This window comes from Streptomyces sp. NPDC033180, assembly GCF_055577645.1.
On sequence record NZ_JBVIPU010000001.1, the window covers coordinates 556,379 to 579,068 of the forward strand.

The following is a 22,690-nucleotide window of genomic DNA, read 5'->3' on the forward strand; positions in this document are numbered from 1 at the left end:
CTGACCGATGAGTTCTGCCCGCGTGCGGAGTCCGTCCTTGGACGGGAACATTGGTGTCGGCGTCAGGAGGCGGACCATGCCGAGCAAGGAACCGCGTACGGAACTGGATTCCCGGTACAGCAGTGCCGGGGCGACCGCGACCCCGTGGGCCGACGCCGTGCGGCAGCTCAAGTCGGCCGAGCTCTTCTGGATCTCGTCCGTACGCCCCGACGGGCGCCCGCACGTCACACCGCTGCCCGCGGTCTGGCTGGACGGTGCGCTGCACTTCTGCACGGGCCCCGATGAGCGCAAGGCACGGAACGTGGCGGCCAACCCCGAGGTCGTGCTGACCACCGGCATCAACCTCTGGGACAAGGGCCACGACCTGGTCGTGGAGGGCGCCGCGGTCCGGATCACCGACGAGGACAGGCTGCGGCGCCTCGCGGCGGCGTGGGAGGAGAAGTACGGCAGGTTCTGGCACTACGAGGTACGGGACGGCTGCTTCCACCACGGGGCGGGCCACGCGTACGTCTTCGAGGTGGCGCCCCGCACCGCCTTCGGTTTCGGCAAGGGCGAGCCGTTCAGCCAGACGCGCTGGCGCTTCACGTGAGGACAGAGGGACACCTCATCTGACACGAGGAGACATCTGATGGACTGGACACTCGAAGTGGTGATGGTCCCTGTCACCGACATGGAGCGCGCCAAGGACTTCTACGAGAACCGGTGCGGCTTCAAGGCGGACCTGGACACCACGGTCGCCCCGGGTGTGCGCGTCATGCAGTTCACCCCGCCCGGTTCGCGCTGCTCGTTCGCCATGGAGACCGGATTGCCGCCCGCTCCCGGCGCCTCGGCGATGACGCCGGGCTCGCTGCACGGACTGCAGCTGTGCGTCACGGACATCGTGGCCGCGCGGGCCGAGCTCGCGGAGCGCGGCGTGGACGTGACGCCCGTACTGCACGTGGGCCCCGACGGCTGGGCCGAGGGAACGGGGGACACCTGGAACGGCTTCTGCTTCTTCAAGGATCCGGACGGCAACGGCTGGACGGTTCAGGAGGCTCCGAGTCCGCTTTCGGAGCGGTGACACGGGGTGCGGCGTCGCGCTGACAGGGCCCCCGCGCCCTGATGTACTCGGCCCATGGAATACACACTCGAGGTGATCCCGCTCCCCGTCAGTGACGTCGACCGGGCCATGGAGTTCTACCGCGACAAGCTCGGCTTCCACGTGGACATCGACCAGGAGGTCATGCCGGGCCTGCGCATCGTCCAGCTGACCCCGCCGGGGTCCGGCTGTTCCATCGCCCTCGCCGACACCCTCTGGGACACGATGGACGGACCGACGCCGGCCCCCGGTTCCTACCAGGGCCTCCAACTGTGCGTCGCCGACGCGAAGGCGGCGCACGCCGAGCTGACGGCACGCGGCCTGGAGGTCTCGGAGCCGGTGGCGCATGCGCCACAGGACGGCGGGACGTTCATGTACTTCAAGGACCCGGACGGCAACGGCTGGGCGATCCAGGAGTACCGGGTGCGGGCGTCCACGCCTCTGCGGGAGGCGATCGTGGGCGCCCCGTAAGGGGCGCGGGGAACTGCGCGAGCAACCGCAGAAAGGCCGCAGACGCATCTGCCTGGTATTCCGGCAGATGCGTCTGCGGCCTTTCGTGGACTGAGCACGCAGTTCCCCGCGCGCCTAGCGGCAGCGCTACAGCACCGGCAGGTTCTTCCGCAGCTCGAAGGCCGTGACCTCGCTGCGGTACTCCTCCCATTCCTGCTTCTTGTTGCGCAGGAAGAAGTCGTAGACGTGCTCGCCGAGCGTCTCGGCGACCAGTTCCGACCGCTCCATCAGCGCAATCGCCTCGCCCAGGTTCTGCGGCAGCGGCTCGATGCCCATCGCGCGGCGTTCGGCGTCCGAGAGGGCCCAGACGTCGTCGTCGGCGCCCGGCGGGAGCTCGTAGCCCTCCTCGATGCCCTTGAGGCCCGCGGCGAGCAGCACCGCGTACGTCAGGTACGGGTTCGCGCCCGAGTCGATCGAGCGGACCTCCACCCGCGCCGAGCCGGTCTTGCCGGGCTTGTACATCGGGACGCGGATCAGTGCCGAGCGGTTGTTGTGGCCCCAGCAGATGTACGAGGGTGCCTCGCCGCCCGCGCCCGCCGTGCGCTCCGAGCCGCCCCAGATGCGCTTGTAGGAGTTCACCCACTGGTTGGTGACCGCGGAGATCTCGGCGGCGTGCTTGAGGAGGCCCGCGATGAAGGAGCGGCCCACCTTGGAGAGCTGGTACTCGGAGCCGGACTCGTAGAAGGCGTTGCGGTCGCCCTCGAAGAGGGAGAGGTGCGTGTGCATGCCCGAGCCCGGGTGCTCGGAGAAGGGCTTGGGCATGAAGGTCGCGTTGACCCCCTGCTCCAGCGCGACCTGCTTCATGACCAGACGGAACGTCATGATGTTGTCGGCCGTGGAGAGCGCGTCCGCGTAACGGAGGTCGATCTCCTGCTGGCCGGGGGCGCCCTCGTGGTGGCTGAACTCGACCGAGATGCCCATGGATTCGAGCATCGTGATGGCCTGCCGGCGGAAGTCCATCCCGACGTTCTGCGGGGTGTGGTCGAAGTAGCCGGAGTTGTCGGCGGGGGTGGGCCGCGAGCCGTCCAGCGGCTTGTCCTTCAGGAGGAAGAACTCGATCTCGGGATGGGTGTAGAAGGTGAACCCGAGGTCGGAGGTCTTCGCCAGGGCACGCTTCAGGACGTAACGCGGGTCCGCGAAGGACGGTGAGCCGTCCGGCATGAGGATGTCGCAGAACATCCGGGCGGTACCGGGGGCCTCCGCGCGCCAGGGCAGGACCTGGAACGTCGACGGGTCCGGCTTGGCGATCATGTCCGACTCGTACACCCGGGCGAATCCCTCGATCGCCGAGCCGTCGAAGCCGATGCCTTCGTCGAAGGCCTGCTCCAGCTCAGCGGGAGCCACCGCGACCGATTTCAGGAAGCCGAGGACATCCGTGAACCACAGGCGTACGAACCGGATGTCGCGCTCCTCCAGTGTCCGGAGCACGAATTCCTGCTGCTTGTCCATCTTCCGCTTCCACCCATCCTTGCTGGTCAGGCCGCCTGCGTCCGCACTGTCCTCGCGCCGTGTTCGCGCTGTGCTTGTCGTCGGGGACACATCGGGGCACATGAGCATCCCACCACACCGTTACGAGCGCGTTGCGGGCCATGTGCCGCCCTGTGCCCATAGTGCCTGCTGATCGGCGTGCCCGTAACAGCGGGCGGCTCGGACTGCCCCTACAGCCCGCCGCGCTCGCCCATTACGATCAGCGCACCGCTCCATCATGTTCCGCACCGCGCGCCCCGCCCTTTCCGTCGTATCGCCGCATCGCCGAAGGACACATCATGGGTTCCGCCAAGAACACGAGCAGCTCGTCCCGCAAGGCCCGGATAGATGAGATGCGCCGGGCAGAGCGCGCACGCGACCGCCGCGGCCGCGTCATCACGATCACTCTGAGCGCGGTGGTGGTCGCCGCGCTCGCCGTGGGCGGTGTCATCCTCTTCCAGCAGGCCGATGACGACTCCGGCACGGTCGCCGACGGGAACGCCGCGCCGAAGTTCAGGACGACCGCGGACGGCGAGAAGGTCTGGGACGCGAAGAAGCTCGGCCGTACACACGTCACCAAGGACGTCAGTTACGCGATGACCCCGCCGGTGGGCGGCGACCACGACCAGGTGTGGATGAACTGCAACGGCGACGTCTACAAGGACGAGCTCCCGGAGCGCCACGCCGTGCACTCCCTGGAGCACGGCGCTGTCTGGGTGACGTACAACGACAAGGCGAAGGCCGCGGACCTGAAGAAGCTCGAGCAGAAGGTCAAGCAGACGCCGTACTCGCTGATGAGTCCCGTCAAGGACCAGAAGGACCCGGTCATGCTGACGGCCTGGGGCCACCAGCGCACGGTGACCGGCGCTTCCGACCCGAAGGTCGCCTCCTTCTTCTCCACCTACGTACAGGGCAAGCAGACCCCCGAGCCGGGGGCCGCATGCACGGGTGGCAAGTCCCAGTGAGGCGGCGCACCTGTTGGGTGGTCGGGGCTCTCGCGACGGCTGTGGTGGCCGGCGGCGGGATCACCGTCGCGGTCGCCTCGTCGGACGGCTCGTCCTCCGCGTCCTCCCCCTCCACGGAGTCGGCCGACGCGGGCTTCGCCCGGGACATGGCGACGCATCACCAGCAGGCCGTGGAGATGTCGTACATCGTGCGCGACCGCACGAAGGACGAGGAGATCCGCCGCCTCGCGTACGACATCGCCCAGACCCAGGCGAACCAGCGGGGCATGCTGCTCGGCTGGCTCGACCTGTGGGAGCTGCCGAAGGTGCCCGAGAAGGCGCCGATGGAGTGGATGGAGATGGGGGGCATGCCGCCGGGCGAGGACGGCGCCCTGATGCCCGGGATGGCGACGAACACCGAGCTGAAGAAGCTCGGCAAGCTGGACGGGCGGGCCGCCGAGGTGCGCTATCTGCAGCTGATGATCAAGCACCACAAGGGCGGGGTCCATATGGCCGAGGGGTGTGTGGACCGGTGCCAGGTGGGAGCTGAGGTGCGGCTCGCGCGGGGGATGGTGGAGTCGCAGGAGTCGGAGATCGAGCTGATGACGGATCTGCTGAAGGCGCGGGGGGCGAGGCCGTGATTTTCCCCAACCCCGCCCCTTCCCGAAAACCGTGCCTGCGCCCCGGACCTGCCTGGGGCTCCGCCCCGGCCCCGCGTCCTCAATCGCCGGACGGCTGAATTTTCAGCCGTCCGGCGATTGAGGACGCCCCCGCGCAGCGGGTTTTCGGGAAGGGGCGGGGTTGGGAAATGTAAACCCCCTCACGCCACCCGCAGCAACTCCTCCCGCAGCAACCGCCCCCGCAGCTCCTCCCCCCGCACGAACCTCTCCACCTCCCCCACCGCGAACTCCCCGAGCCTGCGCACCTCGCTCCCCTGCGCCCCCGCGACATGCGGGGTGACAAGGACGTTCGGGAGCGTGAGCAGGGGGTGCCCGGCCGGCAGTGGCTCGGGGTCCGTCACGTCCAGGAACGCGTCGAGGCGGCCCGCCCCGCACTCCCTGGCCAGCGCCTCCGTGTCGACCAGTGAGCCGCGCGCCGTGTTGATGACGGTGCCTCCGTCGGGGACCAGCTTCAGCATCTCCTCGCTCACCATGCCCCGCGTCTCGGGGAGTTGGGGCGCGTGGACGCTGACGATCGAGCTGCTCCGGCACAGTTCCGAGAGGTCGACGAGCTCCACGCCGAGCCCGGCCGCCCCCTCCCTCGTGACGTACGGATCGGTGAGCAGCACGCGCAGCCGGGCGTCGGACGCGCGCAGCCCGGCGATGACCCCACGGCCGATGCGGGACGCGCCGATGATGCCGATGGTGCGGGCGTCGGCGCCCGTCCGCTCGGTGAAGGGCGGCCACCCGGCGGCGTATCTCGCCGCGGTCGACAGCGCGCCCTTCGCCGCGAACGTGATCGCGGCGAGCGTGTAGGCCACGACGGGCCCCGCGTTGGCGTCGGCCGCCGATGTGACCGCCACACCCCGGTCCCACAGCGCGTCCGTCACCACGGGCTTCACCGATCCGGCGGCATGTACGAGGACCCGCAGCCGAGGGGCGTGGGCGAGGACCTCCGCCGTGACGGGCGGGCAGTTCCAGCCGGTGACCAGGATCTCCGTGTCGGCGAGCACCGCGAGCGCGTCGGCCCCGGTGAGCGGACCGGCCAGCAGGGCCGGCGCCAACTCCACGGTCCGGGCGAGCCGTTCACGGATGTCGGGGGCGAACACCCGGTCCGCCACGTCCGCGCTCATGGCGAGCACCGCGTTCGGTCGGCCTTTCAACTCTGCCTGGTCTGCCACGCGTGACCATCCCTCGTAGTAACCGGTTACCCAACAGCGCCTGGAGGCTAGGCCGAAGTCGGGACAGCGGTCAAGAGATCGCGGGGCCAAGGGGGTTGACCGGCGTTAGTAACCGCTTTAGATTCCGGTCACCTTGTTCCGACAACGGAGGGGCTGCCGTGTCAGCGGTGACGAAGGACCGGACGGAAACCGAGGCGGTGAAGCCGCCCGGCGAGCGCAGTAACCGGCCAAATGGCAACAAACTCAAGCGTGATGAGCGATGGAAACGGTTTCGCTCCTCGCGAGTCCTGCTGCTGCTCATGGCCCCGGGAGTCGCGTACTTCCTGGTGTTCCACTACGGCGCGTTCATCGGGAACGCCGTCGCCTTCAAGGAGTACGTCCCCTTCGACGGCCTCTGGGCCAGCCCCTGGGTCGGCTTCGAGAACTTCGACCGGATGTTCGGCGACCCGGACTTCTGGCACGCGACCTGGAACACGCTCTTCCTCGCGGTGCTCCAGCTGGTCTTCTTCTTCCCGGTCCCGCTCGGCCTGGCCCTGCTCCTGCACAGCCTGACCTCGGACCTGACGCGGCGCTTCGTGCAGTCGGTGGTCTATCTGCCGCACTTCCTGTCGTGGGTCATCGTCGTCGCCCTGTTCCAGCAGGTGCTCGCCGACACCGGTCTCCTCAACTCCGTGCTCGGGCAGGCGGGTCTGCACTCCGTCGACATCATCGGCAACCCGGACGCCTACCCGGCGCTCGTCGTCGCGCAGGTCGTCTGGAAGGACGCCGGCTGGGGCACGATCATCTTCCTCGCCGCGCTGATGCAGGTGGACGAGCAGCAGTACGAGGCCGCCGCCATCGACGGGGCGGGCCCCTGGCGCCGCTTCTGGCACGTGACGCTGCCGTCCATCCGGCCGGTCGTCATCCTGCTGCTGATCATGCGGCTCGGCGACATCCTCTCCGTCGGCTTCGAACAGATGCTGCTGCAACGGCAGTCGGTGGGGCCTGAGGCCGGTGAGGTGCTCGACACCTTCGTCTTCTGGCAGGGCATCGTCGGCGGCGACACCGGATACGCCGCGGCGGCGGGCCTGTTCAAGGGCGTGGTCGGCGCGATTCTCGTCTTCGCGGCCAACAAGGTCGCTCATCGCCTCGGCGAGCAGGGGGTCTACAAGTGAGCACGAAAACCGCCGCCGCCGAGATACGGCCCGGGCGGCCTGTGCGTCGCGCACGCCCCGCACGCCCCCCTCGCCCCTCCTGGATGGAGAAGCCGAAGCCGGTCACCCAGGTGGCCAAGGCGCTGGCGATCGTCACCATCCTGGTCATGGTCTTCGTGCCGTTCCTGGTGATCGTCTCGACGTCGTTCGCCTCCAACCGCGAGGTCATCGCCAACGGCGGCTGGGTCCTGTGGCCCACGCACCCGACCCTGCGCGCCTACGAGCAGGTCTTCGCGGGCGGCATCGTCACCAAGGCGCTCGGGGTCAGCGCCGGCATCACCATCATCGGCACCCTCGCCTCGCTCGCGTGCACCACGTTCCTCGCGTACGCGCTGAGCCGCCCCAAGGTGTACGGCGGGAAGCCGATCCTGCTGATCGTCCTGTTCACGTTCCTCTTCCCGCCCGGCATGATCCCCGCGTTCCTGCTGGTCAAGGGCACGGGAATGCTGGAGAGTTACAGCGCGCTGATCGTCCCCGTCCTCATCAACGTCTTCAATCTGGTCGTCCTGCGCGGCTTCTTCCAGGGCGTTCCCGAGGAGCTGTACGAGGCGGCGCGGCTGGACGGCGCGAACGACTGGCAGATCCTGTGGCGGGTCGTGCTGCCGCTCTCCAAGGCGGCCCTCGCGGTGGTCGGCCTCTTCTACGCGGTGAGCTACTGGAACGCCTGGTTCCATGCCTCGATCTACCTGGAGTCCGATCACTGGCCGCTCCAGCAGGTCCTGCGTACGTACGTCATGGGCGGCTCGCAGATCGCGGACACCGGGCTGAGCGATGCCGCGAACGTGTCCGCCCCGCAGACGATGCAGATGGCCGTCCTGGTGATCGCCACCGTGCCGATCCTGCTCGTCTACCCCTTCCTGCAGAAGTACTTCACCAAGGGCGTGCTCACGGGCGCCATCAAGAGCTGAGCCAACTTCCCCGCACTTCCGAAAGGTTGACACTGTGTCCGGTTCCTCGATGTCGCGTCGTACGCTGCTGCGCTCCATAGCCGTCGGCGGGGCCGCGGTCGCCGCCCCCTCCCTGCTCACCGCCTGCTCCACCGATTCGAGCGGCGGCGGTTCGGTCAGCAACGCCAACAAGAAGGCGGCGCCCTGGCCGACGTACACGCCCGCCAAGGGCCCGAAGCCCGACCTCGCACCCAGCACAGAGGGTGTACAACCCGGGTTCACCAAGTACCCGGAGAAGCTGGTCGCCGCGACGGCCGAGAAGCCGGGCACCGGCAAGCAGAAGATCAAGGTCATGACCATCACCTACGGCACACCGCCGAAGCCGGTCGGATCGAACAAGTACTGGCAGGCGATGAACGAGGCCCTCGGTGTCGAGGTCGAGTTCTCGGTGGTGCCGGACGCCGACTTCCGCTCCAAGATGTCCACCCTGATGTCCGGCGACGACCTGCCCGACATGATCAACTTCGGTGGCGGGTACGTGCTTCCGCGCGAGTCGCAGTTCGTGAAGTCGCGGTGCGCGGACCTGTCGGAGTACCTCTCCGGAGACGCGGTCAAGGACTACCCGAACCTCGCCAACATCCCGACGTACGCGTGGGAGGGCATGGGCCGCGTATCCGGTCGGATCTACGGCCTGCCGGTCGAGCGCGCCAAGGTGCAGGGCGCGATGTTCATCAACCGCGAGGCCTTCCACGAGGCCGGTTACAAGCCGGGGATGGCCGCGGCCGACTTCCAGACGATGGCCAGGGAGGCCTCGCGCAACAAGAAGTCCGCGCTCGGCGCATCGTCGGTCGGCTTCTTCGGCTACCTCTACCACGCGATGTGGCACGGCGCCCCGAACCAGTGGCAGATCAAGAACGGCAAGGTCACCGACATGTACGGGACCGACGAGTTCAGGGCAGCCCTCGAGTACATGTCCAAGATACGCAAGGCGGGCTCGTACAACTCCGATGCCACCTCGATCTCCCAGGTCGACCTCAAGACGCAGTTCTACAACGGCACGGTCCGCTCGATGACGGACGGCTGGGGCGCGGTCATCTCCAACGCGCAGGGCATCAAGGACGAGTTCACACTGGATGCCGCCGTGCCGTACGTGGTCGAGGGCGCGACGCCCGTCTACCAGCAGAACCGCGGCTGTTTCGGATACACCGTCATCAAGAAGGCCTCCAAGGACCGCGTCAAGCTGATGCTGCGGGTGCTCGACTGGCTGGCGTCGCCGTTCGGCTCCAAGGAGTACGAGCTGATGCACTCGGGGGTCGAGGGCACGCACTTCGAGTACGACAAGAGCGGCGACCCGATCGCCAACTCCCTCGGCCTGGTGGAGAACAAGACGAACCTCCCCTTCGCCTACCTCATGGACGCGCCGCAGCCGCTGTACTTCCCCGGCTACCCCGATCTCACCAAGCGGCTGCACACGTGGGAGAAGGCGGTCGTGCCGAACCTTGTCCGTGACGATCACTGGGGCCTGATGTCGGACACGTACAACCGGCAGGGCGCGTCCATGCAGCAGGTGGTCGAGGACGGAGTGACGGCGATCGTCTCGGGCCGCAGGAAGCTGTCCGACTGGGACGCCGTCTACAAGAAGTGGCAGACGCAGGGCGGCGAGAAGTCACGCGAGGAGTTCGCGAAGGAGTACGAAGCCGCGCACTGATCCGGGGGCGGGCGCGGGATGATGGTCCGGGGATGATGGTCCGGGGACGATGGTCCGGGGTGGTGCTGCCGTGGGGGCAACGCTGCCCCGGCGGTGGGTGCTGCCGTGGGCAACGCCGCCCGGCGGTGGTGCTGCCGTGGGGGCAACACCGCCCCGGACGCTGCTACTTGACGCGGAGACTGCTGTGACGCGGAGACTGCTGATTGCCGCGGAGCGTGCTGCGTGACGCGGATACTGCCAGCGGATACTGCTAGATGAGGAGACACAGTGGGCGAGCGGGCCACCATCCGCGATGTGGCGGCGCGGGCGGGCGTCTCGGTCGCGACCGTCTCGCGGGTCCTCGCGGGCAACTACCCGACGTCGACGGCGTCGCGGGCGAAGGTGCTGCGCGCGGTCAAGGACCTCGACTACGTCGCCAACGCGCACGCGCGCGCGTTGGCGGGCGCGGGCCGCAAGACGATCGCGGTGCTCATGTTCGACGTGGTCAGCTCCTTCTACGCGAACGTCGCGCAGGGCGTGGAGATGGAGGCCGCCCAGCGGGGCAGGCTCACGCTGGTCGCGTCGACGAACAGCGACCCGGCACGCGAGCTCGCCCTGGTGCAGATGATGCGCGAACAGGCCGCCGAGGCGGTGGTGTTGGTGGGCGGCGTCATCGAGGACGACGAGTACCGCGAGCGGATGGCGCGGTACGCGCAGGCGCTTGCCGCGGCGGGCTCCCGGCTGGTGCTGTGCGGGCGCCCGGCGCCGGCGCCGGATGTCCCCGCGCTGGTCGTCGAGTACGACAACGAGGCGGGCGCGTACGCGATCACGAGCCACCTGCTGGGCGCGGGCCACCGCAGGATAGCCCTGATCGGCTACCAGCCAGGACACACCACGGGCGAGGACCGTGTCGCCGGCTATCTGCGCGCGCTGGCCGACCACGGGGTGCCGCGCGAGGAGGCGATCCTGCACGGCATCGGCTTCGGACAGAACCACGGTTACGAGGCGATCATGGACCTCCTGAAGAAGGCGGACGGAAAGCCGGACTTCACGGCGGTGTTCGCTGGTGACGACAGGGTGGCGGCGGCCACGGTGATCGCACTGCGGGAGTACGGGCTGCGGGTCCCGGAGGACATCTCGGTGGTCGGCTACAACGACGACCCGGTGGCGGCGGACATCACTCCCGGCCTGACGACGGTGCACATCCCCGCGGAGGAAATGGGCCGGACGGCGGTGCGGCTTGCTCTGGCGGGGGCGCCTCGGGCGGGCCAGGAGAGGCATCTGCTGGGGACGCACATTGTGATCCGGGAGAGTGTGCGGGGGCTCCGGGGGAGCCGGGGCGCCACTTCGTAGTGGCCCTGCGGTATCCCCTTTACCGCCGCTGCGCGGCGGGTGTCCCCCACCCACCCACCCGATTACCCGGCGGCGACCCCGGGAACGACCGCCTCATGCCAGCCCGGGGGTACACCCTGAACCGCCGCTCCACGGCGGGTGTCCCCCACCCACCCACCCGATCACCCCGCAGCGGCCCCGGGAACGCCCACCTCATGACAGCCCGGGGGTACACCCTGAGCCAACCGCTCCGCAGCGGAACCACCCACCCACCCGAACACCCCCCGCGATGGCCCCACGGAACGGAAACAGCCACCCCCTGACAGCCCAGCGGTACACGCGGAACCGCCGCTGCGCGGCGGATGTCTCCCGCCCGCCCACCCGATTGCCCTGCGTCGAGCCGGGGGGGTGTCGCAGCATTGCGCAGGCACCGCAGACCGCCGCTACGCGGGGCAATCGGGTGGGTGGGCGGGAAAGACTTCCGCGCAGCGGCCGGCCTGGACGAACGACGGCCCACACGACGCAGCCCACATACCACCGGGCAACCGGATGGGCGGGCGGGAAAAATCCGCCCCGCAGCGGCGGGCCACGACGAAGGGTCCACGCGGCGCAGCCCAGATACCGCCGGGCGATCGGGGGGGGAGCGGGGCGGCCGTCGGCCTAGGTGAACGGCCCGCACGGCGTGGCCGAGATGCCGCCGGGTGATCGGGTGGGTGAGTGGGAGAGATTCGTGGGCGGCGAACCGCCCGCACCGCCTAGCCCGCGCCCCCGCAGCTAGGCGGGAACAAGGTGGCGCGGAGCCGCGGTCAGGGGGCGCCGCCGGGGCACGTGGCCAGCACCGCCCCCGCCACGCCCCCCGGGGCGTCCCGCATCACCAAGTGGCCCGACGGCTCCGCCACGCGGAAGGCCGCGTCCAGCGCGACGGCAAGGGATCGCTGCCGGGCGAGCCACCCCACCGTGCCCCCGGCATACGCGGCGAGGACCGTCACCGGAAGCCGCCCCGGCAGGGGGAACTCCTCCCGGAGCGCGGCGAGTTCGACCGCGGCGTCGGTGTACGTCGCGTACTCCAGCAGCGCACCCCGCAGCACCCGACTCGCCCCATAGACCTGCCTCACCACCCCCGCCGACGCCCCGTCACCCCGAACCGCCACCCTCCGCAACACAGGCCCCACCGCCCGCGGCAGCCCCACCCCACCCAGTACCACCCCGCCCGCCCGAGCCACCGCCACCCGCACCCCGCGCGGGACCCTCACCCTCGGACGCTCCTCGATGCTGGAGTCGACCAGGACCAGGCCCGACGTCCGCTCCGGGAAGAGGCGGGCGAACGCCTCGCAGTGGAAGCCCGCGAGGGAGTGTCCGGCCACGGTGGCCGGACCGGACAGGCCCAGCGCGTCCAGGATTCGCGCGATCCGCTCGGCCTCGCCCGCAAGCGTGGGCGCCACGCGCGCGTGCCCGCTCAACCCCGACCCCGGCCGGTCGAAGCGGACGACGGTCCGCCACGGAGCGAGGCGCTCCACCACCGCGTCCCAGTCGAACCACGCGAGGCCGAGACCCGCGCTCAGCACGCACACCGGCCCGCTCCCCGTCACGCGCACGTGGTGCGGCACTCCCCCGATGCGTACGAAACTCATCCGCGCCGCACCAGCGCACGCGCGAGCAGCCCCAGCCACACCGCGATCAACAGCACCTGTAGCCGCTGCCCCACCCCAAGACCCCACGTACCGTGCCCCGCGTCGAAGGCGGCGACGGCGCCCAAGGTCCAGGCGGTGGCGGCCAGTTCGAGGAGGACGAGGAGGGCGAGGAGGACGAGGTGGAGGCCCGGGGAGCGCGCCAGGGAGGGCAGGTACCCGTGCCTCCGCGCCGCGAGCGTCAGCGCCACCATCCCCACCAGCGCCCCCGTCACCGCGACACTGCTGCTCACCGCGTGCGCCGTGTGCGTCGCGGGCACGAGCCCCGCCCGCTCGCTTGCCACGCAGGCCGCGTCGGCGGTCGGCGCGCAGCTCAGCGGCAGCCGGGAGTCGACCGCGGTGGCCACCCCGAACAGGGCCAGCCCCGCCCACCCCGCGACCGTGCTCCACCGGCGCGGCAGCCACAGCAGCGCACCCACCGCGCCCGCGAGGACCAGCAGCCCGGCGGTCAGGTCGGCCGTGCGGAACAGCGTGCCGTACGGCTGGTCCTGGGCGGCGAGTTCACTGACGTACGAGCTCAGCGGCGAGAGCCCCGTGCCGAGGAGGGGTTCGATGAGCCACGTGCTGTAGGCGAGCGCACCGAGTGCCAGGAGGGCCGAGATGGCGCCGGTACGAGCTGGGGCGGGGCGGGGCTCCGACGGTGCGGTGGGCGGCACGGCGGGGAGGACGGCGCTAGTCGGCGGCAGCACGCGTGTCCCCCGGGGAGGGAGGCGCGTCCCGAACGGGTGATGCGGTCCGCACCGGTTTGTCCGTAGTCGTCATGGGCTCATGATCAGTGGAGTACCGGGGGCCCGCACGTCGCGGGATACCCGCCGGGGGTAAGGTTCCGCCCATGGCGGCCATGAAGAGATCAGCGCACGGCGGCAGGCAGCTCCTGCTGCTCGCAGCGCTGCTCTTCGGCATCGTGACGATGCATACGCTCGGCCATCCGACGGGACACTCGTCGGGTCAGGCGGCAGGCCACTCGTCGAGCCCCGCAGCAGGCCACCACGCGTCGAGCCCCACGACGGGGCACTCGTCGAGTCACGGGAGCGGGCCCGAACAGGCCACCGCCCCGCTTGAGATGAGCGCGGGCGGCTCGGCGCCGCCGGGTCCGCCCCACGTCACCGGCCACGCTCGCGTGGCGACAGCCGTGGACGAAGGCGCAGGCATGGCCGGGATGGACCCGCTGTCCGTCTGCCTGGCCGTCCTCGCCGCGCTCACCCTCGTACTGCTGCTGAAGGCGGGCCTGCTGCGGCCCGGCGGCTTCACCGTCCCCTCCCGTGCGCCCGCCCGGCTGCCCGACGGACTGCGGCCCAATCCGCCGCCGCCCCGCATACTCCTCTCCCACCTCTCGGTGCTGCGCATTTAGGCCGACGCACCGGCTGCTCCGCGCTGCCCGCGTCCTGGTGGGTCCTCGATGGGAACCTCCGGGCGTCGAGCGGTGTATCAGAAGCAGCAGATGCGCCCATCTGCACGCACCACTACGACGAGGTGTACTCAGCCATGCGCACTCAACCCCCGCGCACCCCTTCGCGCCGCGCGCTGCTCGGCGCCGCGGCCGCCGTCGCCGGTTCGGGAATCCTGACGGCCTGTTCCGGCTCGGAGCCGGGCTCCGGCCACGCCGGACACGGCGGCGGCTCCGAACCTACGGGCAACCCCAAGGGCAACCCCGAGGGCTATGTCGACCCGTCCGGCAGGGAAGTCGCCGCAGCGGAGAAGAAGCGGCCCGGCGGCGGCTCGGTCCGCGAGGTGAAGCTCACGGCCATGACGGCCGAGCTCGACCTCGGTGGCCGCACGGTCAAGACCTGGGCGTACGGCGACCGACTGCCCGGCAAGGAAGTCCGCGTCACCGCGGGCGACACCCTCGCCCTCACGCTCGCCAACCACCTCCCCCGGGCCACGTCCCTGCACTGGCACGGCCTTGCCCTGCGCAACGACATGGACGGCGTCCCCGGCCTCACCCAGCGGAGCATCAAGCCGGGCGCCGACTTCACGTACCGCTTCGCGGTGCCGCACCCGGGGACGTACTGGTTCCATCCCCACTCGGGCACCCAGCAGGACCGCGGTCTGTACGCACCACTGATCGTCGAGGACCCCAAGGAGCCCTTGCAGTACGACAAGGAGTGGGTCGTCGTCCTGGACGACTGGCTCGACGGGGTGGACGGCTCCACCCCGGACGCCGTGCTCGCGGAACTCAGCAAGGGCATGGGCGGCCACGACATGGGCGGCGCCGGTGACGAGAGGGGCGAGGGAGACGGCACGGGCGAGACGGGCGGCATGGGCGACACGGGCGGCATGGACCACGGCGGGCACGACATGTCGAGCGCGTCGAAGGCGTCGCGGAAGACCGCCGCGTCCCCGAAATCCACCCCGTCCTCCCCCCGCCCCTCCCGCCCCTCCCGCATGATGATGGGCGCCAAGAGCGACCTGCTGGGCGGCGACGCGGGCGACGTGGCCTACCCCCACTATTTGGTCAACGGCCGTACGCCGGACGCCCCCTCCTCCTTCAAGGCCCGCCCCGGCGACCGCATTCGCCTGCGCATCATCAACGCGGGCGGCGACACGGCCTTCCGGGTGGCGCTCGGCGGCCACGAGATGACGGTGACGCACACGGACGGCTTCCCGGTGGAGCACGCCAAGACGGACGCGCTGCTGCTCGGCATGGGCGAGCGCTATGACGTCCTGGTCACCGCCAAGGACGGCGCGTTCCCGCTGACCGCGGCGGCCGAGGGCAAGAAGGCGGCAGCCCTGGCAGTCCTCCGCACGGGCGGCGGCGCGACACCCGCCCCCTCGACCCGCCCCAGGGAGCTGAAGGGCCGTCTCCTGACGGCGGACAAGCTGCGGGCGGCACGCTCGGTGGCCCTCCCGTCCCGCAAGCCGGACCGCACGATCAGGCTTCAACTGACCGGCGGAATGGCGAAGTACGACTGGGCCTTCGACAAGAAGCCCTACTCCCCCGCCCGCCGCCACCCGGTCCGCGCGGGCGAACGGGTCCGCCTGGTCTTCGCAAACTCGACGACGATGTGGCACCCGGTCCACCTGCACGGCCACACCTTCACCCTGGCGAACACAGAAAACGGCCCCCGCAAGGACACCGCGATCATCTTGCCGAACGGCACCCTGACGGTGGACTTCGAAGCCGACAACCCGGGCCTGTGGATGATCCACTGCCATAACGTCTATCACTCGGAGGCAGGAATGATGACGGTACTGGGCTACCGCAGCTGACGGTCCTGAGCTACCGCAGCTGCCCGTCCTGGGCCACCGCAGCTGACCGTCCTCGGCTGCCGCACTGACCGGCCGCCACCCCGTGGAGCGCCCCTGGCGGGGCGCTCCGCGTGGGGCGCCACACACCCGCCCCGCAGGGCATCGCGTCGCTTTGACGATTACACTGGGCCTCGTGCCTCAACTACGCCTCGCCCTGAATCAGATCGACTCGACCGTCGGCGATCTCGCCGGGAACGTCGAGGCGATCGTCCATTGGACCCGGCACTCCGCCGAGCAGGGAGCGCACCTCGTCGCGTTTCCCGAAATGGCGCTGACCGGCTATCCCGTCGAGGACCTCGCCCTGCGGTCGTCCTTCGTCGACGCCTCCCGGGAGGCGCTGCGCGCGCTCGCCGTGCGGCTGAACGACGAGGGGTACGGCGAGCTACCGGTCGTCGTCGGCTATCTCGACCGCACCGAGGAGGCCAAGCCGAAGTACGGCCAGCCGGCGGGCGCCCCGCGTGACGCCGCCGCCGTCCTGCACCGCGGCGAGGCCATCCTGACGTACTCCAAGCACCACCTGCCGAACTACGGCGTCTTCGACGAGTTCCGTTACTTCGTGCCGGGCGAGACCCTGCCGATCCTGCGCGTGCACGGCGTCGACGTCGCGCTCGCCATCTGCGAGGACCTCTGGCAGGACGGCGGCCGCGTCCCCGCGACGCGCACCGCGGGCGCGGGGCTGCTGCTCTCCATCAACGCGTCGCCGTACGAGCAGAACAAGGACGACGTCCGCCTGGAGCTCGTGCGCAAGCGCGCGCAGGAGGCGGGCTGCACCACCGCCTACCTCGCCATGATCGGCGGCCAGGACGAGATCGTCTTCGACGGGGACTCGGTCGTCGTGGACCGGGACGGCGAAGTCATCGCGCGGGCCCCGCAGTTCGCCGAGGGGTGTGTCGTCCTCGATCTGGATCTCCCGGCCGCCGCTCCCGAGGCGCCGTCGGGCATCGTCGACGACGGACTGCGCATCGAGCACGTCACCGTCTCGCAGGAACCCCTCGCCGCGTACGAGCCGGAACTCACCGGTGGGTACGCCGAGCGGCTCGATGACGACGAAGAGGTGTACTCGGCGCTGGTCGTCGGGCTGCGTGCGTACGCCGCGAAGAACGGATTCAGCAGCGTTCTGATCGGCCTCTCCGGAGGCATCGACTCCGCCCTCACCGCCGCGATCGCCTGCGACGCGCTCGGCGCGCAGAACGTGTACGGCGTCGCCATGCCGTCGCGCTACTCCTCGGACCACTCCATCAGCGACGCGGAGGATCTCGCACGGCGTACGGGGCTGAACTTCCGTACCGTGCCGATCGCCCCGATGTTCGACGCGTACATGGGGTCGCTCGGTCTCACCGGGCTCGCCGAGGAGAACCTCCAGTCGCGGCTGCGCGGCACGATGCTGATGGCCCTCTCCAACCAGGAGGGCCACATCGTCCTCGCGCCGGGCAACAAGTCCGAGCTGGCGGTGGGGTACTCGACGCTCTATGGCGACTCGGTCGGTGCGTACGGGCCGATCAAGGACGTCTACAAGTCCTTGATCTTCCGGCTCGCCGAGTGGCGCAACCGCGCGGCCGGCGACCGTGGCCAGACGCCGCCGATCCCCGAGAACTCCATCAGCAAGCCGCCGAGCGCGGAGCTGCGGCCCGACCAGGTGGACACGGACTCGCTGCCGGACTACCCGGTCCTCGACGCGATCCTGGAGATGTACGTCGACCGGGACCAGGGCGCGGACACGATCGTCGCCGCGGGGTACGACCGGGAGCTGGTCGTGAAGACGCTGCGGATGGTCGACACCGCCGAGTACAAGCGGCGGCAGTACCCGCCGGGCACGAAGATCTCCGCGAAGGGGTTCGGCAAGGACCGCCGGCTGCCGATCACCAATCGGTGGCGGGAGAAGTCCGTCTGACCCGGGGATGGGTGGGAACCGTCCTGTACCGCCGCTGCGCGGCGGATCGTTCCCACCCACCGGATTTCACCCGGCGTGGGACGTCTCACGGTCGTGCACCGAGTGCTCCGCCACCAAGCGCCCACCGCCGGACACGGGCGACCGCAGGTCCACCAGGTACGCCACGCCTGCCACCCCGAGGCCGAGCACGGCAAGGGCCGCGCCCGTCACCGCCGGAGAGGTGACGCCGAGGCCCGCGGCGAGGGCGAGGCCGCCGACCCACGCGCCTCCCGCGTTGGCGAGGTTGAACGCGGCCTGGTTGGCGGAGGAGGCGAGGGACGGGGCCGCCGACGCCTTCTCCATGACCATCAGCTGCAGGGGCGAGCCCGTCGTGAACGCCGCCATGCCGAGCAGCGTCACCGCGAGGGCCGCGCTCCACGCCGTCCCCATCAGGACCGGGAACAGGGCGAGGACCACGACGAGCGCCGTGAGTCCGCCGAAGAGCGTGCCCCGCAGGGAGTGGTCGGCGAGCCGGCCGCCGAGCAGGTTGCCCGCCGTGGCGCCGACGCCGAACAGCGCCAGAAGCAACGTGACGCTGGACTCGGCGTAGCCCGCGGCGTCGGTCAGCATCGGCGTCACATAGCTGTACGCGGAGAACAGTGCCCCGAAGCCGGCCACGGTCGTGCCGAGTGCGAGCCACACCGGAACGCTGCGCAGGGCCCGGAGTTCCCCGCGCAGGCCGCCGCTCTCGCCGTGGCCGTGGTCGGCGGGGACGAGGAGGGCGAGCGCGGCGATCGCCGCGAGGCCGATCGCGCTGACCGCGAGGAACGTCGCGCGCCAGCCGAGCTGCTGTCCCATCGCCGTGGCGACGGGCACGCCCACGATGTTGGCGACGGTCAGGCCGAGGAACATGAGCGAGACCGAGCGCGCCTTGCGCTCGGGAGCGACCAGCCCTGTGGCGACGACCGCGCCGACGCCGAAGAACGCGCCGTGCGGGAGGCCGCTCAGGAAGCGGGCGGCCATCAGCCAGTGGTAGTCGGGGGCCGCCGCCGACAGGGCGTTGCCCGCGACGAAGAGCACCATCAGGCCGATGAGGACCCGCCGGCGCGGCATGCGCGCGGTGACCGCGGCGAGCAGCGGGGCGCCGATGACGACGCCCAGGGCGTACGCCGAGACCAGGTGTCCCGCGGTGGGGATGGATATGTGCAGGTCGTCCGCGACGTTGGGCAGCAGGCCCATCATCACGAACTCGGTCGTGCCGATGCCGAAGGCGCCCACGGCGAGGGCGAGCAGGGCCAGGGGCATGAAGAAACCTTCCGGGGGAGCGCATGAGGGAGTGGTGTTCCGTAAGTTTACGTACGGAACAAAGTCTCTCGGGCTCAGTATTCCGCAAGGTGGAGAGCAGATGTCCGGGACGCCGCCCGGGGGCTACAGTTCCACGCGCGCCGCGATCGGCAGGTGATCGCTGCCCGTCTCCGGCAGCGTCCACGACGACAGCGGCTCGACGCCCTTCACCATGATCTGGTCGATCCGCGCCATCGGGAACGACGCGGGCCAGCTGAAGCCGAAGCCGTCGCCCGCCGCGCCCTGCGTGGACCGCATCTGCGAGGTGACCGCGTTCAGGGCGCGGTCGTTCATCGTGCCGTTCAGGTCGCCGAGCAGCACGACCTTGGAGACCTGCTCGTCGGCGATCGCCTCACCCAGCGCATCAGCGCTGTCGTCACGCTGGTTGGCGGTGAAACCCGCGTCCAGCTTGACCCGCACCGACGGCAGGTGGGCGACGTAGACGGCGACCTCGCCCTTGGGGCTGTTGACCGTCGTGCGCATCGCGCGCGTCCAGCCCAGCTTGATGTCGACGGGCTCGGTGCCGGTCAGGGGGTACTTGCTCCACAGGCCGACCGTGCCCTGCACCGAGTGGTACTTGTACGTGCCGGCCAGGGCCTTCTCGTACGTCGGGACGGCGTCGGCCGTGAGCTCCTCGAGGGCCACGACGTCGGCGCCGGAAGCGGCGACGTCACGGGCGGTGCCCGACGGGTCGGCGTTCTCCGCGTTCACGTTGTGGGTGGCGACCGTCAGATCGCCGCCGGCGCCGGACTTGTCGCTGATCAGGCCGCCGAAGGAGCTGACCCAGATGACCGAGGGCAGCAGCACCGCGATCAGCGCGGTGGCGGACTTGCGGACGAAGCCGACGACAAGCAGCACCGGGATCAGTACGCCGAGCCAGGGCAGGAACGTCTCGATGAGGCTGCCGAGGTTGCCGACGCCGTTCGGGATCTGCGCGTGGAAGAGCATCACCAGGGCGAGCAGCACCGCGACCCCGGCCGTGACGAGCCCGCGCCGCCAGATGCCCCGGTCGCCCCGCCAGCCGTCGGCCAGGCGCCGGAACCGAGACCCCTGGCGGTCGGGTTCCGAACCGCCACTGCCTGTCTCCGTCACATACGCCTGCGCCATACGCTCGTCGCCTCACTGGTGCCGTGCAACCGTCCTCGCCCCTGAAACCCTAGGCGATGATCGGGTGTCCTCCCCGCCGTCCGTGACGGCCGTACGGGACGAGGACGAGCGGGGCGGCGCGGCGGGTTCCGCATCTCCCCGCACAACGGGCCGCTGTGACGAAACGCGCACATTCACCCCGTGGGCCGCAGCCCCGCGAGCACGGTGTCCACCATCCGCTCGGCGAGGTCCTCGTCGAGCGGGGCGTCGGAGCGGAGAACGGTGCGTACGAGCATGGGGCCGACGAAGAGGTCGTTGGCGAGGACGATGTCCACGTCGGCGCGCAGTTCGCCGTTCTCCACGCCGCGGCTCAGCACCCCGAGCATGACGCGGCGCTGGGGTTCGATGACCGTCGCGTGGTACGCGTCCCACAGCTTCGGCAGGCTCTTCATCTGCGCGAACACGTTGTGCAGGAGGGCGGAGGACCGCAGGTTCACGCCGCGCCTGCGCAGGTGGTCGAGGAGGGTGACGAGATCGCCGCGCATGGAGTCCCCCGCCAGCTCGGGCGGGGGGTCGTCCATGGTCCGCAGGATCTCGACGAAGAGCTCCTCCTTGCCGCTCCAGCGGCGGTAGATGGTGGCCTTGCCGACGCCCGCCGTGCGGGCGATCCGTTCGATGGAGATGTCGGCGAGCGGCACGCCGTCCTCGATCATCTTCAGGACACCCTCGACGATCGACCGCTCCACGGCCTCACTGCGGGGGCGTCCCCGGACGCCTTTGGCGCTGTGGCCCACGTCAACTCCGTCTCTCGTCGTCCGGCGCTCTGCCGCGCCGATTCTCCCCTGTCCCGCTCAGCGCCCCGCGCCCACCGGGTCGGCCTTTGACTGCTCGGCCTCCGGCTCCTGGGGTGTGCGGCCCGGCAGGAACAGGGCGACGACCACGACGCCGATCAGGGCGACACCCGCTCCGCAGAGCGCCGTGATGTGCATGGCGTGCAGGAAGGAGTCGTGGGCCGCGGTCACCAGCGGCTCGCCGCGCGGGCCGAGCTTGGCCGCGACGCCGAGGGTGGCCTCGATGGACTCGCCCGCGGCATGCCGTGCGTCGGCGGGCAGCACGGTGAGCTTGTCCTCGACGCCGCTGCGGTAGGCCGCGGAGAGTACGGAGCCGAGCACCGCGATGCCCAGGGCGCCGCCGACCTGCCGGAAGGTGTTGCTCAGGGCGGAGGCGGAGCCGGCCTTCTCGCGGGGCAGCGCCTGCATGATGACGACGCTGGCGGGCGTCATGATGTGCGCCATGCCGGTGCCCATCAGGAAGAAGATGACCTCCAGGATCCAGATCGGCGTATCGGCCTCCAGGGTCGTGAAGGCCGCGAGCATCGCCGCAAGGAGCAGCAGCCCGCCCGTGCACACGGCGCGGACGCCGAAGCGGTCCACGACGAGGCGGGCGCGCGGCGCGAAGATGAGCTGCGCCGCGGCGAGCGGCAGCATCAACAGGCCGGTCTGCAGCGGTGAGTAGCCACGCACACTCTGCGTGTAGAAGACCGCGAAGAACGTCACGCCCATCAGCGCGAAGAAGACGAGCGCGAGGGAGCTGATCGCCGCCGAGAAGACGCGGTTCTTGAAATACGAGATGTCGATGGAGGGGTGGTCGCTGCGCTTCTCGTACAGCACGAATCCGACGAGTACGGCGATGCCCGCGACGACGGTGCCGAGGACGGCGGGGTCGGTGAAGTCGGCGAGCTGGCCGCCCTTGATGATGCCGTAGACGAGCAGGACGAGGCCGACAACGGACAGGCCCACGCCCACCAGGTCGATCCGGCCCGGCTTCGGGTCGCGCGACTCGGGCACGAGCCAGATCATCAGGCCGATCGCGACGATCACGATCGGCACGTTCACCAGGAAGACCGAGCCCCACCAGAAGTGGTCGAGGAGTACGCCGCCGGTGATGGGCCCGATGGCGATGGCGAGGCCGACGCCGCCCGCCCAGATGCCGATGGCCTTGGGCTGCTCGTCGCGCTCGAAGACGTTCATCAGGACGGCGAGGGTGGCGGGCATCACGAAGGCGGCGCCGAGGCCCATCACCGCGCGGAACAGGATGAGTTGGACGGGCGATCCGGACTCGGCGGCGAGCGCGGAGCCGATGCCGAAGACGGCGAGGCCCGCGATCAGCACCTTCTTGCGGCCGAGCCGGTCGCCGAGCAGGCCCGCCGTGAAGAGCAGCCCCGCGAAGACCAGGGTGTAGGAGTTGATGGCCCACTCCAGGTCGCCCTGGGTGGCCCCCAGGCCCGTGGGCGCCGGGGTCGAGATCGTCTTGATGGCGACGTTCAGGATCGAGTTGTCGAGCACCACGATCAGCAGGCTCAGCATCAGGACGCCGAGGATCGCCCACCGGCGCCGGTGGACGGCTTCCGGTATGCGTGGCGTGGTGACGGCGGGAGTAGTCATGGCATCCAGCCTAGGCCAGTTCCGATACGAGACCGTCTCGTATTGTAAAGACTTTACCGAAGGGTCCACTA

20 protein-coding genes are annotated in these 22,690 nt (G+C 70.2%); 12 read left to right on the forward strand and 8 right to left on the reverse strand.

Annotated features, from left to right (window positions below):
- Positions 1 to 76 precede the first annotated feature (76 nt).
- Genes ACZ5WE_RS02580 through ACZ5WE_RS02590 form a run of 3 tightly spaced genes read left to right on the forward strand, consistent with a single transcriptional unit; the run spans position 77 to position 1,549 of the window.
- Positions 77 to 589, forward strand: coding sequence for a pyridoxamine 5'-phosphate oxidase family protein (locus tag ACZ5WE_RS02580; RefSeq protein ID WP_467690598.1), 513 nt, complete (start codon positions 77 to 79; stop codon positions 587 to 589).
- Positions 590 to 628: 39 nt separating this feature from the next.
- Positions 629 to 1,060, forward strand: a complete 432-nt coding sequence (locus tag ACZ5WE_RS02585) for a VOC family protein (RefSeq protein ID WP_467690599.1) — start codon at positions 629 to 631, stop codon at positions 1,058 to 1,060.
- Positions 1,061 to 1,114: 54 nt separating this feature from the next.
- Positions 1,115 to 1,549: a VOC family protein gene (locus ACZ5WE_RS02590; RefSeq protein WP_467690601.1), complete on the forward strand. Its 435-nt coding sequence runs from the start codon at positions 1,115 to 1,117 to the stop codon at positions 1,547 to 1,549.
- A gap of 126 nt (positions 1,550 to 1,675) precedes the next feature.
- Here the strand turns inward: ACZ5WE_RS02590 and ACZ5WE_RS02595 are convergent, their stop codons facing one another.
- The gene (locus ACZ5WE_RS02595; RefSeq protein ID WP_160504710.1) at positions 1,676 to 3,037 is read right to left on the reverse strand and encodes a glutamine synthetase family protein; all 1,362 of its coding nucleotides are present in this window, start codon (positions 3,035 to 3,037) and stop codon (positions 1,676 to 1,678) included.
- Positions 3,038 to 3,354: 317 nt separating this feature from the next.
- On the opposite strand from ACZ5WE_RS02595, the gene ACZ5WE_RS02600 reads away from it, so the two are divergent.
- Positions 3,355 to 4,020, forward strand: a complete 666-nt coding sequence (locus tag ACZ5WE_RS02600; protein WP_467690602.1) for a DUF3105 domain-containing protein — start codon at positions 3,355 to 3,357, stop codon at positions 4,018 to 4,020.
- Entirely contained in the window at positions 3,996 to 4,640 is a 645-nt protein-coding gene (locus ACZ5WE_RS02605) for a DUF305 domain-containing protein (RefSeq protein WP_467690604.1), read from the forward strand. The genes ACZ5WE_RS02600 and ACZ5WE_RS02605 overlap by 25 nt, the downstream gene beginning before the upstream one ends.
- Positions 4,641 to 4,819: 179 nt before the next feature.
- On the opposite strand, the gene ACZ5WE_RS02610 is transcribed toward ACZ5WE_RS02605, so the two are convergent.
- Positions 4,820 to 5,791: a hydroxyacid dehydrogenase gene (locus ACZ5WE_RS02610; protein ID WP_467690916.1), complete on the reverse strand. Its 972-nt coding sequence runs from the start codon at positions 5,789 to 5,791 to the stop codon at positions 4,820 to 4,822.
- Between the two features lie 347 nt (positions 5,792 to 6,138).
- Here ACZ5WE_RS02610 and ACZ5WE_RS02615 point away from each other — a divergent pair, with 347 nt between their 5' ends.
- The 4 genes from ACZ5WE_RS02615 to ACZ5WE_RS02630 all read left to right on the forward strand — a co-directional run bounded on the left by ACZ5WE_RS02615 (position 6,139) and on the right by ACZ5WE_RS02630 (position 10,959).
- Positions 6,139 to 6,993, forward strand: a complete 855-nt coding sequence (locus ACZ5WE_RS02615) for an ABC transporter permease (RefSeq protein ID WP_383329639.1) — start codon at positions 6,139 to 6,141, stop codon at positions 6,991 to 6,993.
- 83 nt (positions 6,994 to 7,076) lie between these two features.
- A complete protein-coding gene (locus tag ACZ5WE_RS02620; RefSeq protein ID WP_467690606.1) occupies positions 7,077 to 7,940 on the forward strand; it encodes a carbohydrate ABC transporter permease in 864 nt (287 codons plus the stop codon).
- A 49-nt stretch (positions 7,941 to 7,989) separates the two neighbouring features.
- The gene (locus ACZ5WE_RS02625; protein WP_467690608.1) at positions 7,990 to 9,627 is read left to right on the forward strand and encodes an extracellular solute-binding protein; all 1,638 of its coding nucleotides are present in this window, start codon (positions 7,990 to 7,992) and stop codon (positions 9,625 to 9,627) included.
- A 267-nt stretch (positions 9,628 to 9,894) separates the two neighbouring features.
- Complete coding sequence (locus ACZ5WE_RS02630) at positions 9,895 to 10,959, forward strand: LacI family DNA-binding transcriptional regulator (protein ID WP_467690610.1); 1,065 nt, start codon at positions 9,895 to 9,897, stop codon at positions 10,957 to 10,959.
- 785 nt (positions 10,960 to 11,744) lie between these two features.
- On the opposite strand, the gene ACZ5WE_RS02635 is transcribed toward ACZ5WE_RS02630, so the two are convergent.
- On the reverse strand, positions 11,745 to 12,569 hold the full coding sequence (locus ACZ5WE_RS02635; RefSeq protein WP_467690612.1) for an alpha/beta fold hydrolase: 825 nt from the start codon (positions 12,567 to 12,569) through the stop codon (positions 11,745 to 11,747).
- Complete coding sequence (locus tag ACZ5WE_RS02640) at positions 12,566 to 13,228, reverse strand: DUF998 domain-containing protein (protein WP_467690918.1); 663 nt, start codon at positions 13,226 to 13,228, stop codon at positions 12,566 to 12,568. The genes ACZ5WE_RS02635 and ACZ5WE_RS02640 overlap by 4 nt, the downstream gene beginning before the upstream one ends.
- Before the next feature lie 230 nt (positions 13,229 to 13,458).
- Here ACZ5WE_RS02640 and ACZ5WE_RS02645 point away from each other — a divergent pair, with 230 nt between their 5' ends.
- The 3 genes from ACZ5WE_RS02645 (at position 13,459) to ACZ5WE_RS02655 (ending at position 17,766) form a co-directional block, all read left to right on the forward strand.
- On the forward strand, positions 13,459 to 13,977 hold the full coding sequence (locus ACZ5WE_RS02645) for a hypothetical protein (RefSeq protein WP_467690614.1): 519 nt from the start codon (positions 13,459 to 13,461) through the stop codon (positions 13,975 to 13,977).
- A 134-nt stretch (positions 13,978 to 14,111) separates the two neighbouring features.
- Entirely contained in the window at positions 14,112 to 15,836 is a 1,725-nt protein-coding gene (locus ACZ5WE_RS02650; protein WP_467690616.1) for a multicopper oxidase family protein, read from the forward strand.
- 172 nt (positions 15,837 to 16,008) lie between these two features.
- Positions 16,009 to 17,766, forward strand: a complete 1,758-nt coding sequence (locus ACZ5WE_RS02655) for an NAD+ synthase (protein ID WP_467690618.1) — start codon at positions 16,009 to 16,011, stop codon at positions 17,764 to 17,766.
- A 66-nt stretch (positions 17,767 to 17,832) separates the two neighbouring features.
- Here ACZ5WE_RS02655 and ACZ5WE_RS02660 read toward each other — a convergent pair whose 3' ends face one another.
- The 4 genes from ACZ5WE_RS02660 to ACZ5WE_RS02675 all read right to left on the reverse strand — a co-directional run bounded on the left by ACZ5WE_RS02660 (position 17,833) and on the right by ACZ5WE_RS02675 (position 22,619).
- Positions 17,833 to 19,050, reverse strand: a complete 1,218-nt coding sequence (locus tag ACZ5WE_RS02660) for an MFS transporter (RefSeq protein ID WP_467690620.1) — start codon at positions 19,048 to 19,050, stop codon at positions 17,833 to 17,835.
- 123 nt (positions 19,051 to 19,173) lie between these two features.
- Positions 19,174 to 20,196, reverse strand: a complete 1,023-nt coding sequence (locus ACZ5WE_RS02665) for an endonuclease/exonuclease/phosphatase family protein (protein WP_467690622.1) — start codon at positions 20,194 to 20,196, stop codon at positions 19,174 to 19,176.
- A gap of 173 nt (positions 20,197 to 20,369) precedes the next feature.
- A complete protein-coding gene (locus ACZ5WE_RS02670; RefSeq protein WP_467690920.1) occupies positions 20,370 to 20,888 on the reverse strand; it encodes a TetR/AcrR family transcriptional regulator in 519 nt (172 codons plus the stop codon).
- Between the two features lie 138 nt (positions 20,889 to 21,026).
- Positions 21,027 to 22,619 (reverse strand): MFS transporter, encoded by a 1,593-nt coding sequence (locus ACZ5WE_RS02675; protein WP_467690624.1) that lies wholly within the window; start codon positions 22,617 to 22,619, stop codon positions 21,027 to 21,029.
- Between the last annotated feature and the right edge of the window lie 71 nt (positions 22,620 to 22,690).